This is a genomic window from Streptomyces sp. NBC_00425, from assembly GCF_036030735.1.
Lineage (GTDB): Bacteria > Actinomycetota > Actinomycetes > Streptomycetales > Streptomycetaceae > Streptomyces.
Genome location: NZ_CP107928.1, coordinates 9587360 through 9603074 on the forward strand (window position 1 = coordinate 9587360; position 15715 = coordinate 9603074).

Below are 15715 nucleotides of genomic sequence, written 5' to 3' on the forward strand. Positions count from 1 at the left end.
TGGCTGAAGGGAAGGCCGGGCCGTGAAGATCAGCTCCGGCGCCGCTCGATCTCGTCCACCAGCTGCGGCAGCACCGCGAACAGGTCCCCGACCACGCCGTGGTCGGCGAGCTCGAAGATCGGTGCGTCGGCGTCCTTGTTGACGGCGACGATGGTCTTGGACGTCTGCATGCCCGCCCGGTGCTGGATCGCGCCGGAGATGCCGGCGGCGAGGTAGAGCTGTGGGGAGACCTGGGTGCCTGTCTGGCCGACCTGGTGGCTGTGCGGGTACCAGCCCGCGTCCACGGCCGCGCGGGACGCCCCGACGGCCGCACCGAGCGCGTCCGCGACCCGTTCGATGAGGGCGAAGTTCTCGGCGCCGTTCACCCCGCGACCGCCGGAGACCACGATGTCGGCCTCGGTCAGCTCGGGCCGGTCGCCGCGCTCCCGCGGTGTGCGGGACAGGACCCGGACGGCCTGCGAGGGCGGGCCGAAGGTGACGTCCTGCTTCTCGACGAGGGGTTCGGCGGGGGCGGCCTCGGGGGCGGTGGCGTTCGGCTTGACCGTGATCACCGGCACGCCCTGGGTGACGCGTGCGGTGACCTGGTACGTCGCGGCGAACGCCGACTGCTCGGTGACCGGCCCCTCGGGTCCCGCGGTGACATCGACGGCATCGGTGATGAGTCCGGAGCCGAGCCGTAGCGCGACCCTCGCGGCGATCTCCTTGCCGTCCGGCCCGGACGGCACCAGGACCGCGGCCGGGCCGGTGCGCTCGGCGAGCTGTGTGAGGGCGTCCACGGCCGGGGTGACGAGGTACTCGTCGACCTCGGGGGCGTCCACGACATGGATCTTCTGGGCGCCGTACCGGCCGAGAACCTCGGTCGCGCGGTCCGCGCCCGGCCCCAGGAAGACGGCCGAGGGTTCGCCCAAGCGGCGGGCCAGGGTGAGCAGTTCGAGGGTCGGCTTGCGTACGGCGCCGTCGACGTGGTCGACGAGGACGAGGATCTCGGCCACGGTGATGCAACTCCTTCAGGCAGGTTGTCAGGGCGGGGGCGCGGTCAGATGAACTTCTTGGTCGTGAGGAACGCGGCGAGTGCGATGCCGCCCGTCCCCTCGTCGGCGACGATCTCGCCCTTGGTGCGCGGCGGGCGTCGGGTCGCGGTGTCCACGGCCGACCGCGCTCCGGCCGGGCCGACCTGTGCGGCCTCGATGCCGAGGTCGGCGAGGCCGAAGGTCTCCAGCGGCTTCTTCTTCGCGGCCATGATCCCCTTGAAGGAGGGGTAGCGGGCGTCCCCGGAGCGGTCGGTCACCGAGACGACGGCCGGCAGGGCGCCCTGGATCCGTACGGTCGCGCTGTCTCCCTCGCGGTGCCCGGTGACGGTTCCGTCCTCGATCGCCAGGTCTTCGAGGTGGGTGACGGCCGGGACGCCGAGCCGCTCGGCCAGCAGCGCGGGCAGCACGCCCATAGTGCCGTCCGTCGAGGCCATCCCGCACAGCACGAGATCAAAGCCGTGCCGCTCGATCGCCCTGGCCAGCACCAGTGACGTACCGAACGCGTCGCTGCCCTCGATGTCCTCGTCGCTGACATGGATCGCCGCGTCACCGCCCATGGCCAGGGCCTTGCGCAGGGCGTCACGCGCATTGTCGGGTCCGACGGTGAGATAGCTGATCTCGGCGTCGGCGTCCGACTCGGCCAGGCGCAGCGCCTGCTCGACGGCGTACTCGTCGAGTTCGGACAGCAGCGAGTCGACCGACGCCCGATCGGTGGTGCCGTCCTCGGTGAAGGTGCGGTCCGCCGTGGCGTCGGGCACGTGCTTCACGCAGACAACGATCTTCACGACAGCCCCCTATGGTTGAATGAGTTCTAATAGTTAACTATATGGATCGGCGGAGCGCGAGCCCCGCGCCCCAATCCGTCGAATTGGTTGACTGATTGCGCTGATAGCTGGAAGATCTGGGCACTGAGCCGCGAGGAGGCGCCATGGTCGGTGACAGGGACACCGCTGACAGGTACTTCGAGCCCCAGGTGGAGACCATGCCGCGCCAGGAACTGCGCGCGCGGCAGGAAGAAGGACTCCTGGAGCTCGTGGAGTACGCCTACGCCAACTCGGTGTTCTACCGCGAGCTGTGGGACGAGCACGGGGTCCACCCCCGCGACATCCGGTCCCTGGCGGACTTCCGGGCACGCATCCCGTTCATCACCAAGGACATGATCCGCACCTGCCGCAGCCGCACCGGCGATCCCTTCGCCGGCCTGCTCTGCGTCCCGGTCGGGGAGCTGACCTCGGTCTCCTCCAGTTCCGGAACCACCGGCGACCCGGAGTTCTTCGCCGAGATCTGGCAGGACGCCCCGCCCCTGGTGACCGCACAGGTGCGGGACCTGTGGGAGCTGGGCCTGAGACCCGGCGACCGGGTCCTGAGCCCGCCCGGCACCTTCCGCAACTTCATGGACGCCGGCTTCCAGGCGCTGGGTGCGGTGGTCATCGAGGTCGACACCTGGATGGGCAACATGACCGAGGTCGTCGAGGCCCTGCGCACCTACCGACCCGCCTACCTGCAGATGATGTATCCGCAGATGGTGGAGCTGGAACACCTGGCCGAGAAGACCGACCTGAGGGAAGCCTTCTCCTCCCTCAAGGGCGCCTCCTGCGCCGGCCAGCCCCTCAGCCGGAAGATGCGCGAGCGGATCCGCGACGACTGGGGCATCGACGTCTACGAGTACACCAGCGCCGCCGACACCGGCACGGCGTGGGAGTGCCGCGAGCACGACGGCTTCCACCTCTGGGAGGACACCGTCTTCGCCGAGTGCGTCGAGGTCGACGAGCACGGCTGGCAGGACGTCCCCGAGAGCGACCTCGGCGAACTGGTCGCCACCGACCTGGACAACCGGGCCGCGCCGCTGATCCGCTACCGCAGCGAGGACCTCGTCCGCCTCTCCCGCGACACCTGCGGTTGCGGCCGCACCCACGCACGCATGTGGGTGGCCGGGCGGCGCGGCGACGAGACGGTGGTCCAGGGGCGCTCCGTCGTCCTGCGGGACGTCTGGCAGGCGGTCGAGGACCAGCCGGAGACCGTCGCGGGCGTCTTCCAGATCGTCCGGGACCGGCGCGAGGTCGACGAACTGCGGCTGCGCGTCGGCTACGACCCCCATCTCACCGGCGACGTCGACGCCCTGGCCGGACGTCTGAGCGAGGCCGTGCGCGAACGGACCGGAGTCAAGCCGGTGCTCGACATGCGCACTGAGGAGGACCTGTTGAAGACCATGACCAGCGTCGCCAAATTCCCCCGGGTGGTGAAGACCTGATGGCCCGCGCCGACACCCTGGCCCGTGCCAGGACGCTCGACCGGCCCGAACTCGCCTACCTCCTGCGCTTCCCCACCGCCGACGGCATGCGGGACCTGGAGCTGACCTGGGCGGAACTCGCCCGCGACACCGAGTGGGCCACCGCACGGCTGCGCGAACACGGCCTCGCCGCCGGGCAGCGGGCCCTGCTGACCGCCTCCGGCTTCGAGGGCTTCTGGGGGCACGCGGTCATCGGCGCCCTGCGCACGCTGAAGGTGCCGTACGGCATCGCCGAGGCGATGGGCTGGGACCACCGCCGCACCGCCGTCTTCCACCGCGAACTGACCCCGCACGCGGTGATCGGCCTGTCGGCGGAGACGCTGGAAGGGCTCGCCGGCACGGCCGACATCGGCGAGATGTTCCGGTCCACGCCCGTCGTGCTGGCCCGGCCCGCCGCGGTACCCCTGCTGCGAGCAGTGGGAGTGCCTGCCTCCGTGATCTCGGCGGTGGGACCGGCTCTCGCGCTGGAGTGCCCCGAACGGAGCGGCGCCCATGTCAACGCCACCGAATGGCGGTTCGGCGAGCGGGACGGACGGCTGACCGTGGCCGCGGGGGAGGGGCGCACCTCGCCGCTGCCCGAGACACCGCTCGGCATCCCCGGACGCGTCGTCGCGGGCCGCTGCGGCTGCGGCAGCGACAACCCGCGAGTCCTGCTCGCCGAGGCCAACTGACCCTTCTGATGGAGGAATTGAGCATGTCTGAAGGAGTGGTCGAAGGCCGGATCGCGGTCGTCACCGGCGCCGGCAACGGGATCGGCCGGGCGCACGCCCTGGCGTTCGCCGCGCACGGGGCGAAGGTCGTCGTCAACGACCTGGGCGGCGGACGGGACGGCGCGGGCGCCTCGGCCGGGCCCGCCCAGAGTGTGGTCGACGAGATCGTCGCGGCCGGGGGCGAGGCGGTGGCCAACACGGACGACATCTCCACCTGGGAGGGCGCCGGCCGGCTCGTACGGCAGGCCGTGGACACCTACGGCGGTCTGGACGTGCTGGTCAACAACGCCGGCATCCTGCGCGACCGGATGATCGTGTCGATGACCGAGCGGGACTGGGAGAGCGTGATCGCCGTCCACCTCAAGGGCAGCTTCGCCACCCTGCACCACGCGGCCGCGTACTGGCGCGAGCGCGCCAAGTCCGGTCAGGACAACGACGCCCGGGTGATCAACACGACCTCCCCGTCCGGCATCTTCGGCAACCCCGGCCAGTCCAACTACGGCTCGGCCAAGGCCGGCATCGCCAGCCTCACCCTCATCGCCGCCGCCGAACTCGCCCGCTACGGCGTGACGGTGAACGCCATCGCGCCCACCGCCCTGACCCGGCTCACCGATGACATCGAGATGATGAAGCAGGCCGCCGCGAGCCAGGATCTGACCCCCGAGGCCATCTCGCCGCTGGTGGTGTGGCTGGGCTCGGCCGCCTCGCGCGAGATCACCGGCCGGGTGTTCGGCGTCGTCGGCAACCGCATCACGGTCCTGGAGGGCTGGGTCAACGGGCCCGCCGCGAATGCCGACACCCGCTGGGCGCCGGAGGAGCTGTCCTCCGTGGTCCCGAACCTGGTGGCCAAGGCGGCTCCGAACGCCGACGTCCTGGGCAACCGGAACGGAGCCTGAGATGCCGACGACACAACGCCCCGTCTCCGAGGGCCTGTTCACCTGGCCGCCCGCCGCCGCGCCCCTCCGGCTGATCGGTTCCGAGTGCAGGGTGTGCGGCCTGGTGAGCTTCCCGGCGGCCGCGACCTGTGTCCGGTGCGCGAGCGACGAGTCGAAGGAACGGCTCCTGGCGGACCGCGGCACGCTGTGGACGTACACGACGCAGGACTTCCGCCCGCCGTCCCCGCCGTACGACGGCCCCGAGACCTTCGAGCCGTACTCCGTCGGATACATCGAGCTCCCCGGCGAGCTGCTCGTCGAGGCGCGACTGACCGAACCCGACCCGGGCAAGCTGCGGATCGGGCAGGCCATGCGGCTGACGCTGGTGCCCTACACGGTGCAGCACGACGGCACGGAGGTCATGACGTTCGCGTTCGCCCCGGTCGAGGAACCCACGGAGATCGAGGAGGAGGCGTCATGACCGAGGCCGTCATCATAGGGGTGGGCCTGCACCCCTTCGGCCGCTTCCCCGGCAAGCCCGCGCTGGACATGGGCGCGGACGCCGTACGGCTGGCACTCGCCGATGCGGGCGTGAACTGGCCACAGATCCAGGGCGGTTACATCGGCAGTTACGAGGTCGCCAACCCGGACGCGATCGTCGGCCGGCTCGGCCTGACCGGCGTACCCCTGCGCGGTGTCTTCAACGGCTGCGCGACGGCCGGTACGGCGGTGGCGCTGGCCGCCCGCGCGATCGAGACCGGCGAGCACGACCTGACCATCGCCATCGGCCTGGACAAGCACCCGCGCGGCGCGTTCGCCGCCGACCCGTCCGTGGCCGGCATCCCCTCCTGGTACGGGCGGACCGGGCTCTTCCTCACCACCCACTTCTTCGGCATGAAGATCAACCGCTACATGCACGAGCACGGCATCTCCCACGACTCGCTCGCCCGCGTGGCCTCCAAGAACTTCCGCAACGCGGCCGGGAACGAGAAGGCCTGGCGCCGCACGCCCCTGTCGACGGAGGAGGTCCTCGCCTCCCCGGTCCTCAACTACCCCCTGCGTCAGTTCATGTACTGCGGCCCGAACGAGGGCGCGGCGGCGATCGTGATGTGCCGGGCCGACCAGGCCCACAAGTACACCTCCACACCGGTACGGGTCCGCGCCACGGCCCTGCGCAGCCGCAGACTCGGCGCGTTCGAGGTGCAGAGCCCGTCGTTCCCGGTCGGGGAGGCCGTGGACAGCCCGAGCGTGGACGCCTCACGGGACGCGTACGAACGCGCCGGCATCGGCCCCGAGGACGTCGACGTCGCCCAGCTCCAGGACACCGACGCCGGGTCGGAGATCATCCACATGGCGGAGAACGGCCTCTGCAAGGACGGCGAGCAGGAACGCCTCATCGCCGAGGGCGCCACCGAGATCGGCGGCCGGCTCCCGGTCAACACCGACGGCGGACTGCTCGGCAACGGGGAACCGATCGGCGCGTCCGGACTGCGCCAGATCCACGAGATCGTCCTCCAGCTGCGCGGCACGGCGGGCATTCGCCAGATCCCCGGCACACCGCGTGTCGGCTACACCCACCTGTACGGCGCGCCCGGCGCGTCGGCCGTGACGATCCTCTCGACCTGAGACCGGCCTGAGATCGACCTGAGAGCAGCAGGGACCCGCGATGGAACAGGACATGCAGGACTTCGCCGTCGAGGCGCGCCGTTTCCTCGACGCGCACGTGGCGAAGGCCCTCGACCGCACCGCCTTCACCTGGGGCGAGGGCGACGACTCGATGGCGTACTTCAGCAGCCTCCCGCCCGAGGAGGAGCACGAGCACGTCCAGCGGGCACGCGCGTGGCAGCGGATCCGCCACGAGAACGGCTTCGGCTGGATCACCGGACCGGCGGAGTACGGCGGCCGGGGCCTGACGCCTGTGCACGACCTGCTCTACGACGCCGTCGAGTCGGAGTACGACGTCGCCGACACCGGTGTACTCAGTGTGATCGGCTTGGGCATGATCGGGCCGACGATCCTGGCCCACGCCCAGCCCCACATCAAGGACCGCTGGCTGCCGGCGATGTACCGCGGGGACGCCATCGCCTGCCAGCTGTTCAGCGAACCCGGCGCCGGATCCGACCTGGCGAGCGTGGCGACCCGGGCCGTCCGCGAGGGCGAGGACTGGGTACTGAACGGGCAGAAGGTGTGGACCTCGGTCGCCCAGCACAGCCAGATCGGCCTCGCCCTCACCCGGACGAACCCGGACGCGCCCAAGCACCGCGGCATGACGGCCTTCCTGGTCCCCATGGACACCCCGGGCGTCGAGGTCAGGCCGCTGCGGCAGATGACCGGCGGCGCGGACTTCAACGAGGTGTTCCTCACCGACGTCCGGATCCCCGACGACCACCGCCTGGGCGAGGTCGACGGCGGCTGGACGGTCGCCCTGACCACCCTGATGAACGAGCGCGCGACCGTCGGCAGCGAGGGAGTCGGCCCGGTGGCCGCCGCCCTGTCCCCGGACCACCTCTCGGCGCTCATGCGGGCCACCTGGACCTGGGACGACCGCGCCCTGCGCGCCCGCCTCGCGGAACTCCTGGTGGACGTCCTGGCCACCGAGCACCTCAACGCCCGCGCCCTGCACAAGCTGCGCGCCGGAGTCGCGCCGGGCCCCGAGATGTCCGTCTCGAAGCTGATGTACGGCCAGAACCTGACCCGGGCGGCGCACTTCGTGTCCGACGTGCTCGGCCCCCGGATCATCGCCGACACCGGCCAGTGGGGCACGTACGCCTGGACCGAACTGCTCCTGGCCACACCGGCGTTGCGCATCCTCGGCGGCACCGAGGAGATCATGAAGAACATCCTCGCGGAACGGGTCCTGGGCCTGCCCAAGGAACCGGTGACCGCCGCTGCCAGGGAGGTGCGGCCGTGACCGCCGACGAGAGCGAACTGCGGGAACTGCGGGCGTCCGTAAGGGAGTTCCTGGACTCCAAGTCGCCCGAGGAAGCCGTACGCAAGCTCATGGAGAGCGAGCCGCGCTTCGACCCGGCGGTGTGGGCCCAGGCGGCCGACCAGCTACGCCTGCCCGGCCTGGCGATCCCGGAGGAGTACGGCGGCGACGGCTTCGGCCTCGTCGAACTCGGCGTCGTCCTGGAGGAGATGGGCCGCGCGCTGTTCTGCGCGCCCTTCTTCGCCACCGTCCTCCTGGCTGCCCAGGCGCTGCTGGCCTCGGGGGACAAAGAGGCCTGTGCGCGCCTCCTCCCCGGCATCGCCTCCGGACGGACCACGGCCACCCTCGCCGTCGCCGAGGACCACGGCTCCTGGGACCCCGCCATGGTCTTGGCGCGCGCGGTGCCGGACAGCGACGGCGGCTGGACGGTACGCGGCCGCAAGTGCTTCGTCGTCGACGGTACGACGGCCGACGTGATCCTCCTCGTCGCCCGTACCGTCGCCGGACCCACGCTCTTCGCCGTGCAGCGGGACGCCGTGGGGCTCTCGGCGGAACCGATGGAGACGCTGGACGCCACCCGGGCCATGGCCCGGCTGACCCTGGACGCCGTGCCCGCGACCCTCGTCGGGGCGCAGGGGGCGGGCGGGCGCATCATGGCCACCGTCCTCGACATCGCCTCGGTCGGGCTGGCCGCCGAACAGGCGGGCGGGGCACGGCGGTGCCTGGAGACGAGCGCGGACTACGCCCGCGTCCGCCATCAGTTCGGCCGGCCGATCGGCTCCTTCCAGGCCGTCAAGCACAAGTGCGCCGAAATGCTCGCCCAGGTGGAACTGGCCGAGGCGTCCTCCCGTGAGGCGGCCCGGCTGGCCGACGAGGACTCCCCGGACTTCCCCGTGGCCGCGGCCGTGGCGCACGCCTGCTGCTCACGGGCGTACATGGTCGCCGCCATGGAGAACATCCAGGTCCACGGCGGCATCGGGTTCACCTGGGAGCATCCGGCCCATCTGTACTTCCGACGGGCCAAGTCCTCGCAGTTGCTGTTCGGCGGGCCGGCGGTGTACCACGAGCGGCTGCTGGACCGGCTCGGGATCTGACAGGCACGACGGAACGCGAAGAAGGGTGCAGGCCCCGGTCTCCCGGGGCCTGCACCCTTTTCACTCACCTCTGCCCGCTCAGCCGCGCGCCGCCTCGCCCAGCAGCGCCTTCGCGATGATGACCTGCTGGATCTGGCTGGTGCCCTCGTAGATGCGGAACAGCCGGGCGTCCCGGTAGAAGCGCTCGACGGCGACCCCGCGCATGTAGCCCGCGCCGCCGTGGACCTGCACCGCCCGGTCGGCGACCCGCCACACCATCTCGCTGGCGAAGTACTTCGTGCAGGACGGCCCGATCTTGGTGTCCGTGCCGGCGTCGAAGGCGCGGGCGGCCTCCAGGACGGTGGCGCGTCCGGCGTAGTAGTCGGTCTGCGAGTCCGCGATCAGACCCTGGACGAGCTGGAAGGAGCCGATGAGCTTCCCGGACTGCTTGCGGGTGCTCGCGTAGGCGACCGACTCGTCGACCAGGCGCTCGGCCATGCCGACCATCAGCGCGGAGATGTGCACCCGCCCGTGGGCGATGCAGCCCATCGCCGTGGAGAAGCCCCGGTTCAGACCGTCGTCGCCGCCGACGAGCGCCGAGGCCGGCACGCGGACGTCGTCGAAGAACACGTCCGCGGTCCAGGCGCCGAACTGGCCCATCTTGTGGTCCTTGGGAGCCACGGTGAGGCCCGGGGTACCGGCCGGGACCAGGAAGGTCGAGATGCCGCGGGTGCGCGGGGCATCCGGGTCGGTGCGGGCGAAGACCATGAAGACATCGGCGAGCGGGGCATTGGTGATGTAGCGCTTGGCACCGTTGATCACCCACTCTCCCCCACTCTCGGCTCCGCTCGAGCGGGAGGTGCCCCCATCGTCCGGATGCGCCCTCGTGGTGAGCGTCGAGGGATCGGAACCGGCCTCCGGTTCGGTGAGCGCGAACGACGCCAGAACCTCGCCCGAGGCGATCCTCGGCAGCCAGTGAGCCTTCTGTTCCTCCGTACCGCCGACCATCAGGACATGACCCGCGATGCCGTTGTTGGTGCCGAACATCGAACGCAGCGACGGGGTCGTGTAGCCCAGCTCGAACATCAACTGGGCTTCCTCGAGCATCGACAGCCCGAGTCCGCCGTACTCCTCGGGCAGCGCGAAGCCGAACAGGCCCATCTTCTTGGCCGCCTCGCGGATGTCCGCGGGCATCTCGTCCGTCTCGTCGATCTCCGCCTCGAGCGGCACGACGCGGTCCCGGACGAAACGCCGGACCTCGGACAGCACCGCGCTGAAGTCAGCCGCGTCCATGTCGACTCTCCCTTGTTGCCCTCATCGGTCGCATTGATCTGTCTCGGGCTCGCGCTCCGGCCGGTAGCACAGCGCCAGCAGAGCCGCCGCGCTCGCCGTGCCGATCCCGGCCGCCAGCAACGCGTGCCGCGTGTCGGCGCGTCGGCGGCGCAGCAGGCCGTCCAGCGAATATCGGCCGTTGCCCAGCGCGGCCAGTGCGACGGCCGCGCCGCCCACGACGCCGGCGTACTCCCAGCCGCCCTTGAAGACGAAGAAGCCCTTGCCGCGGTGGTCGGTGCGCGCGGCCACGGTCATCAGACCGACGGCCGCCGCCGCGGGGAGGGGGTTGGCGGCGCCGAGCGTGATGCCGACGCCTGCCGCCATCTCGGTGCCGGCCGCCATGCGGGCGTGCACCTCGGCCGGCTGGAGGCCCAGCGCCTCGAACCAGCCCGTGGTGCCCTGGAGCCCGCCCGGTCCGGCGACCTTGTTCCAGCCGTGCGCGAAGAGCATCGGGCCGAGGGCCGCGCGCAGCACGAGGGCGGCGGTGTCGTGGCCCTTCACTGGCCGACGCCCGTCGCCCGGCCCACGGGAACGGCGCCGTACAACTGTGGTACGGCGTCGACGAGTTCGTCGTAGCTGAGGGCCTGTCCGGAATGGCTGGGGTGGACGGCGGCGACGGTCCAGCCCTGCAGGCGGTTGAGGCGGTTGCCCTCGATGCGCAGGATCTGGCCGGTCAGCCAGGCCGCGCTGTCGGAGGCCAGGTAGACGACGACTCCGGAGGCGTTGGCGGGGTCGCGCGGGTCGAAGCCCTCGGTGGCCTGGAGGGACTCGCCGACGGCCAGCCCGTCCGTCATCCGCGTCGCGGCGATCGGTGAGATGGCGTTCGCGGTGACACCGTACTTACGCATCTCCAGGGCGGTGAGGACGGTGAGTCCGGCGACCCCGGCCTTCGCGGCCCCGTAGTTGGCCTGGCCCTGGTTGCCGAACAGGCCGGTTCCGGAGGTCGTGTTGATCACGCGGCCCGCCACGCGCTCGCCTCGCTTGGACGCCTCACGCCAGTACGCACACGCGTGCCGGGTGAGCGCGAAGGTGCCCTTCAGATGCACCGCGACGACGGTGTCGAACTCGGCCTCGGTCATCGAGAACAGCATGCGGTCGCGTACGATGCCCGCGTTGTTCACGACGATGTCGAGGCGGCCGAACTCGTCGACGGTGTCCGCGACCATGGTCTCGGTCGCCGCCCAGTCCGTCACCGAGGAGTGGTTGGCGATCGCCCGGCCGCCGAGCTTGGAGATCTCGGCGACGACCTCGTCGGCGGGGGAGTCACGGGTCTGCTCGCCGTGTATGCCCGAGCCGAGGTCGTTCACCACCACGGTCGCGCCGGCCTCGGCGAGCGCCAGACAGTGCGCCCGGCCCAGCCCTCTGCCGCCGCCGGTCACGATGGCGACCTTGTCGTCGAGGATGCCCACGCCGTACCTCCAGATATATGAGTTCAGTTGAGTTCGCGAAGCACTTCGTCGGTGTGCTCGCCGAGTGTCGGTGCGCCGCCGCGCGGCTTCTCGTCGACGCCCCAGAAGGCGACCGGGGTCGCCACCGTCCGCAGCGGCGGCGCGTCACCCATGCCGGGCTGTTCGACGAACGCCCCGATCGCCTCCGCCTGCGGATCGGCCGCCACCTCCGCCAGGGTCTGCACGGGCGCCCACCACACGCCCTCGGCGTCGAAGCGTTCGGCCCACTCGTCCAGCGGCCGCTTGGCGAACTCCTCGTCGAACACGGCGATCAGTTCGCGTGCGTGGCCGCGCCGGGCCTTGCCGGTGGCGAACCGCTCGTCCGTCTCCAGGTCCTCGCGACCGAGTGCTTTGACGACACCGGGCCAGTGCCGGTTGCCTTCCAGGCCGACCAGCCAGAACCAGCGGTCGTCGGCGGCCCGGTAGGAGTTGTAGAGCGGTGACTCGTGCTCGGCGCGGTGGCGGGTACGGCCGCGCTTGCCGAAGAAGTTCTGCAGGGCGAGGTCGTTTCCGTTGGCGTAGGTACCGGACCGCAGCAGCGACACGTCCACCACCCCGCCCTCGCCGGTGCGTTCGCGTCGCAGGAGCGCGGCCAGCACCCCGGCGACCAGGTTGGCCGCGGCCGTGCGGTCGCCGAGGCCGGGCCGGATGCCGGGCGGCGGCTCCCCGGCCGGGTTGAGCATGGCGGCGATGCCGGGCCGGGCCCAGAACGCGGAGACGTCGTATCCGGCGCGGTCGCGCTCGGCGCCCGTCCAGCCGTAGCCCGTCAACGTGCCGACGACCAGGCGGGGATGGCGGGTTCGCAGCGCGTCCGGGGACAGGCCCAGCCGTTCCAGGGCGCCCGGGCGAAGGTTGGTGACGAACACGTCGGCGCGTTCCAGCAGCCGCTCCAGTACGTCCTTGCCCTCCTGCGAGCGCAGGTCGAGGACGATCCCGCGCTTGCCGCGGTTGTCGGTCTCGAACGGGGGAGCGCTGTCGATGTCCTGCCCGACGTGCTTGAGCGTGTAGCGGTTGGGGTCGCCGGTCGGCGCCTCCACCTTCACCACGTCCGCGCCCCAGTCGGCGAGCATGGTGGCCGCGGCCGGCGCCGCCACCCACATGCCCAACTCCACCACGGAATAGTCCTCCAGTGGCCGCACGGCCCACCTCCAGATCACTCGGGCGCCTGTACGCCTGCTACACGCCGCGGAAGTCGCCCGGTCGGCGTTCCCGGAAGGCCTTGAGTCCCTCGGCCCGGTCCGCGGTGCCGAACAGCACCGCGACGGTTTCGCGCTCGTACGCGATCGCCGCCTCCAGGTCCATGCCGAGCCCGTAGTCGATGAGCCGTTTGCCCGCCGCGAGTGCGAGCGGGGCCCCGGCGGTCAGCTTCGCGGCCAGGGCCTCGGCGGTCTTGAGCGCGCCTCCGGGCTCGGCGAGTTCGTTGACGAGCCCGAGCGCGTGAGCCCGCTCCGCGTCGATCGGCTCACCGGTGAGGATCATCTGCTTGGCGATCGCCGGCGGCAGGAGGCGGGGCAGCCGCTGGGTGCCGCCCGCGCCCGGCAGCACGCCGAGCTTCATCTCGGGCAGGCCCAGCCGGGTGCCGCGCTCGGCCACCCGCAGGTCGCAGGCGAGGGCCAGCTCCAGGCCGCCGCCGAAGGCGAACCCGTGGACGGCCGCCACCGACGGCTTGGGGAAGTCCTCCAGCAGCGCGAACGCCTCGGTCAGGTGTCCCACGAAGGCACGGAACTGCCCGGGTGCTGTGAACGACTCGATCTCACCGAGGTCGGCGCCGGCCGAGAAGGCCCGTCCCGCACCGGTGAGGACCAGAGCGCGCACGGCGTCGTCGTCGCGCAGGTCGGCGAGAGTCTGCTTCAGCTGGTCAGCGATCTCGGAGCCGAGCGCGTTGAGCTGTCTCGGCCGGTCGAGGGTCAGCACGGCTGTCCGGTCGCGGAGTTCCGTACGCAGCACGGTGCTCACCTCAGACCATCGTCAGGCCGCCGCTGACCGAGAGCGTCTGCCCGGTCATGTAAGCGGCGTCGTCGGACGCGAGGAAGGCCACCACACCGGCGATCTCGTCCGGCTGGGCGACGCGGCGCAGCGGGATGGCCCGCACTGTCGCGTCGTACATCTTCTGGCTGTAGTCGGCGACCTGTCCGAGCAGTGCGGTGTCGGTCGGGCCGGGGCAGACGCTGTTGACGGTGATGCCGTGACGGGCGACCTCGCGGGCCAGCGCCTTGCCGAAGGCGATGACTCCGCCCTTCGTCGCGGAGTACACCACCTCGCCGGACGAGCCGACGCGGCCGGCGTCCGAGGCGATGTGCACGATCCGGCCGCCGCCGCTCTCGATCATCGAGTCCAGTACGGCCCGGGTCACCGTGATCGTGCCGCGCAGATTGACGTCGATGATGCGGTTCCAGGTGTCCGCGGTGCTGTCGACGAAGCGGCCGATGACGTCGACGGCCGCGTTGTTGACCAGGACGTCCACCGGACCGAGCTCGACGGTCACCCGCTCCACGGCCGTGTGCACGGCCGCGCCGTCGGAGATGTCCGCGCCGACCCCCGTTGCCCGCACCCCGTACCGCTCGACGAGTCGGCCCGCGACCTTGGTGGCGGCCTCAGGGTCCAGGTCGCAGACGGCGACCGCGGCTCCCTGGGCGGCGAACCGGTCGGCGATCGCCTCGCCGATACCGCGTCCCGCTCCGGTGACGAGTGCCACCTTGTCCCGTACGCTCACGCGCCCTCCCTCGCCCAGGTCCCGATACAGCGCTATCGTATAACTACTTCAGCTAAATAAGCGAGATGCCTGAGTGGAGTCGAGCATGCGCCGAACGATCTTCACCGAGGAGCACGAGCTGTTCCGCGAGACCGCCCGCACCTTCTACCTGCGCGAATGCGCCCCGTATGCCGAGCAGTGGGAGCGCGACGGCCAGGTGAGCCGGGCCGCGTGGGCGGCGGCGGGCAAGGCCGGACTCATCGGCTGGCAGTTCCCCGAGGAGTACGGCGGCCAGGGCATCCGGGACTTCCGCTACAACGCCATCATGGCCGAGGAGATGGCGGCCACCAGCTCGGTCGGCATCGGGCTCGGGCTGCAGAACGACGTCCTCCCGCCCTATCTGATGAACCTCACCACATCTGAGCAGAAGGCCCGCTGGCTGCCCGGTGTCATCAGCGGCGAGACGATCTGCGCGCTCGCACTGTCGGAGCCGTCCGCCGGGTCCGACCTCAAGGGCATCCGCACCACGGCCCGCCGGGACGGCGACGAGTGGGTGATCGACGGCTCCAAGACCTTCATCACCAACGGCATCCTGGCGGACCTGGTGATCGTCGCCTGCAAGACCGACCCGGAGGCCGGCCACAAGGGCATCAGCCTGATCGTCGTCGAGCGCGGCACCGAGGGCTTCGAGCGCGGACGCAAGCTCGACAAGGTCGGCATGAAGGCCCAGGACACCGCCGAACTCTTCTTCCACGAGGTCCGCGTCCCGGCCGACAATCTCATCGGGCAGGAGGGTCGCGGTTTCTACCACATGATGGGCAACCTCCCCACCGAACGGCTGGCCATCGCCGTCTCCTCGCTGGCGGCCGCGGAGCGCGCCTACGCGCTGGCGCTCGACTACGCCAGGACCCGCACCGCCTTCGGGCAGCCCATCGGAGAGTTCCAGGCCAACAGGTTCGCGCTTGCCGACATCAGGGCCAAGTTGAACGCCGCCCGGATCTACGTGGACGGCTGCATCATGGCCCTGATCCAGGGCGAGCTGACGGCCGAGGAGGCCGCCGCCGCCAAGTACTGGACCTCCGAGACCGGCTGGGAGGTCATCGACCGTTGCATGCAGCTCTTCGGCGGCTACGGCTACGTCAACGAGTACGAGATCGCGCGCATCTGGCGCGACACCCGGGTCCAACGGGTCTTCGGCGGAACCTCGGAGATCATGCTGGAGATCATCGGGCGGTCGCTGGGACTGTAGGCCCCGCTCCGGAGCTCCCTGAACTTATTGACTAGCTTGGCTTAATAGGTTAGCTATTTAGCCTGGATATGTGCAGCGTTGCGCGG

At 71.0% G+C, this 15715-nt stretch carries 16 protein-coding genes; 8 read left to right on the forward strand and 8 right to left on the reverse strand.

Translation table 11 applies throughout. From position 1 onward, the window contains the following. Positions 1-29: 29 nt before the first annotated feature. The gene (locus tag OHS82_RS42520) at positions 30-992 is read right to left on the reverse strand and encodes an electron transfer flavoprotein subunit alpha/FixB family protein (RefSeq protein ID WP_057582423.1); all 963 of its coding nucleotides are present in this window, start codon (positions 990-992) and stop codon (positions 30-32) included. A gap of 44 nt (positions 993-1036) precedes the next feature. Further along, complete coding sequence (locus tag OHS82_RS42525; protein WP_057582368.1) at positions 1037-1798, reverse strand: electron transfer flavoprotein subunit beta/FixA family protein; 762 nt, start codon at positions 1796-1798, stop codon at positions 1037-1039. A gap of 161 nt (positions 1799-1959) precedes the next feature. Here OHS82_RS42525 and OHS82_RS42530 point away from each other — a divergent pair, with 161 nt between their 5' ends. The 7 genes from OHS82_RS42530 to OHS82_RS42560 are packed head-to-tail and all read left to right on the forward strand — an operon-like array spanning position 1960 to position 8929. Then, the gene (locus OHS82_RS42530) at positions 1960-3282 is read left to right on the forward strand and encodes a phenylacetate--CoA ligase family protein (RefSeq protein ID WP_328435955.1); all 1323 of its coding nucleotides are present in this window, start codon (positions 1960-1962) and stop codon (positions 3280-3282) included. Beyond that, a complete protein-coding gene (locus tag OHS82_RS42535; protein ID WP_057582370.1) occupies positions 3282-3992 on the forward strand; it encodes a hypothetical protein in 711 nt (236 codons plus the stop codon). Before OHS82_RS42530 ends, OHS82_RS42535 begins: the two co-directional genes overlap by 1 nt. A gap of 23 nt (positions 3993-4015) precedes the next feature. Beyond that, entirely contained in the window at positions 4016-4927 is a 912-nt protein-coding gene (locus OHS82_RS42540; protein WP_057582371.1) for an SDR family oxidoreductase, read from the forward strand. Between the two features lies 1 nt (position 4928). Beyond that, entirely contained in the window at positions 4929-5387 is a 459-nt protein-coding gene (locus OHS82_RS42545; protein WP_057582372.1) for a Zn-ribbon domain-containing OB-fold protein, read from the forward strand. After that, positions 5384-6532, forward strand: coding sequence for a thiolase family protein (locus OHS82_RS42550; protein ID WP_328435956.1), 1149 nt, complete (start codon positions 5384-5386; stop codon positions 6530-6532). The genes OHS82_RS42545 and OHS82_RS42550 overlap by 4 nt, the downstream gene beginning before the upstream one ends. Before the next feature lie 40 nt (positions 6533-6572). Further along, positions 6573-7817, forward strand: coding sequence for an acyl-CoA dehydrogenase family protein (locus OHS82_RS42555; RefSeq protein WP_328435957.1), 1245 nt, complete (start codon positions 6573-6575; stop codon positions 7815-7817). Beyond that, a complete protein-coding gene (locus OHS82_RS42560; protein ID WP_328435958.1) occupies positions 7814-8929 on the forward strand; it encodes an acyl-CoA dehydrogenase family protein in 1116 nt (371 codons plus the stop codon). Before OHS82_RS42555 ends, OHS82_RS42560 begins: the two co-directional genes overlap by 4 nt. A gap of 78 nt (positions 8930-9007) precedes the next feature. On the opposite strand, the gene OHS82_RS42565 is transcribed toward OHS82_RS42560, so the two are convergent. The 6 genes from OHS82_RS42565 to OHS82_RS42590 are packed head-to-tail and all read right to left on the reverse strand — an operon-like array spanning position 9008 to position 14401. Next, complete coding sequence (locus OHS82_RS42565) at positions 9008-10201, reverse strand: acyl-CoA dehydrogenase family protein (RefSeq protein WP_328435959.1); 1194 nt, start codon at positions 10199-10201, stop codon at positions 9008-9010. A 21-nt stretch (positions 10202-10222) separates the two neighbouring features. Continuing rightward, entirely contained in the window at positions 10223-10741 is a 519-nt protein-coding gene (locus OHS82_RS42570) for a DoxX family protein (protein WP_057582377.1), read from the reverse strand. Next, on the reverse strand, positions 10738-11649 hold the full coding sequence (locus OHS82_RS42575; protein WP_057582378.1) for an SDR family NAD(P)-dependent oxidoreductase: 912 nt from the start codon (positions 11647-11649) through the stop codon (positions 10738-10740). The genes OHS82_RS42570 and OHS82_RS42575 overlap by 4 nt, the downstream gene beginning before the upstream one ends. A 23-nt stretch (positions 11650-11672) precedes the next feature. Further along, positions 11673-12827 carry a CaiB/BaiF CoA transferase family protein gene (locus OHS82_RS42580; protein ID WP_328435960.1) on the reverse strand — a complete coding sequence of 385 codons (1155 nt, stop codon included), beginning with the start codon at positions 12825-12827 and terminating at the stop codon, positions 11673-11675. Between the two features lie 37 nt (positions 12828-12864). Next, positions 12865-13644 carry an enoyl-CoA hydratase/isomerase family protein gene (locus tag OHS82_RS42585; RefSeq protein WP_328435961.1) on the reverse strand — a complete coding sequence of 260 codons (780 nt, stop codon included), beginning with the start codon at positions 13642-13644 and terminating at the stop codon, positions 12865-12867. Between the two features lies 1 nt (position 13645). Next, positions 13646-14401, reverse strand: coding sequence for an SDR family NAD(P)-dependent oxidoreductase (locus OHS82_RS42590; RefSeq protein ID WP_328435962.1), 756 nt, complete (start codon positions 14399-14401; stop codon positions 13646-13648). Positions 14402-14486: 85 nt separating this feature from the next. Here OHS82_RS42590 and OHS82_RS42595 point away from each other — a divergent pair, with 85 nt between their 5' ends. Further along, positions 14487-15629, forward strand: a complete 1143-nt coding sequence (locus tag OHS82_RS42595) for an acyl-CoA dehydrogenase family protein (protein ID WP_328435963.1) — start codon at positions 14487-14489, stop codon at positions 15627-15629. The last annotated feature ends 86 nt before the right edge of the window (positions 15630-15715 follow it).

Coding starts and splice junctions, on each gene's coding strand:
- OHS82_RS42530 (WP_328435955.1), top strand. CDS start 1,960: ATGGTCGGTGACAGGGACACCGCTGACAGGTACTTCGAGCCCCAGGTG.
- OHS82_RS42535 (WP_057582370.1), top strand. CDS start 3,282: ATGGCCCGCGCCGACACCCTGGCCCGTGCCAGGACGCTCGACCGGCCC.
- OHS82_RS42540 (WP_057582371.1), top strand. CDS start 4,016: ATGTCTGAAGGAGTGGTCGAAGGCCGGATCGCGGTCGTCACCGGCGCC.
- OHS82_RS42545 (WP_057582372.1), top strand. CDS start 4,929: ATGCCGACGACACAACGCCCCGTCTCCGAGGGCCTGTTCACCTGGCCG.
- OHS82_RS42550 (WP_328435956.1), top strand. CDS start 5,384: ATGACCGAGGCCGTCATCATAGGGGTGGGCCTGCACCCCTTCGGCCGC.
- OHS82_RS42555 (WP_328435957.1), top strand. CDS start 6,573: ATGGAACAGGACATGCAGGACTTCGCCGTCGAGGCGCGCCGTTTCCTC.
- OHS82_RS42565 (WP_328435959.1), bottom strand. CDS start 10,201: ATGGACGCGGCTGACTTCAGCGCGGTGCTGTCCGAGGTCCGGCGTTTC.
- OHS82_RS42595 (WP_328435963.1), top strand. CDS start 14,487: ATGCGCCGAACGATCTTCACCGAGGAGCACGAGCTGTTCCGCGAGACC.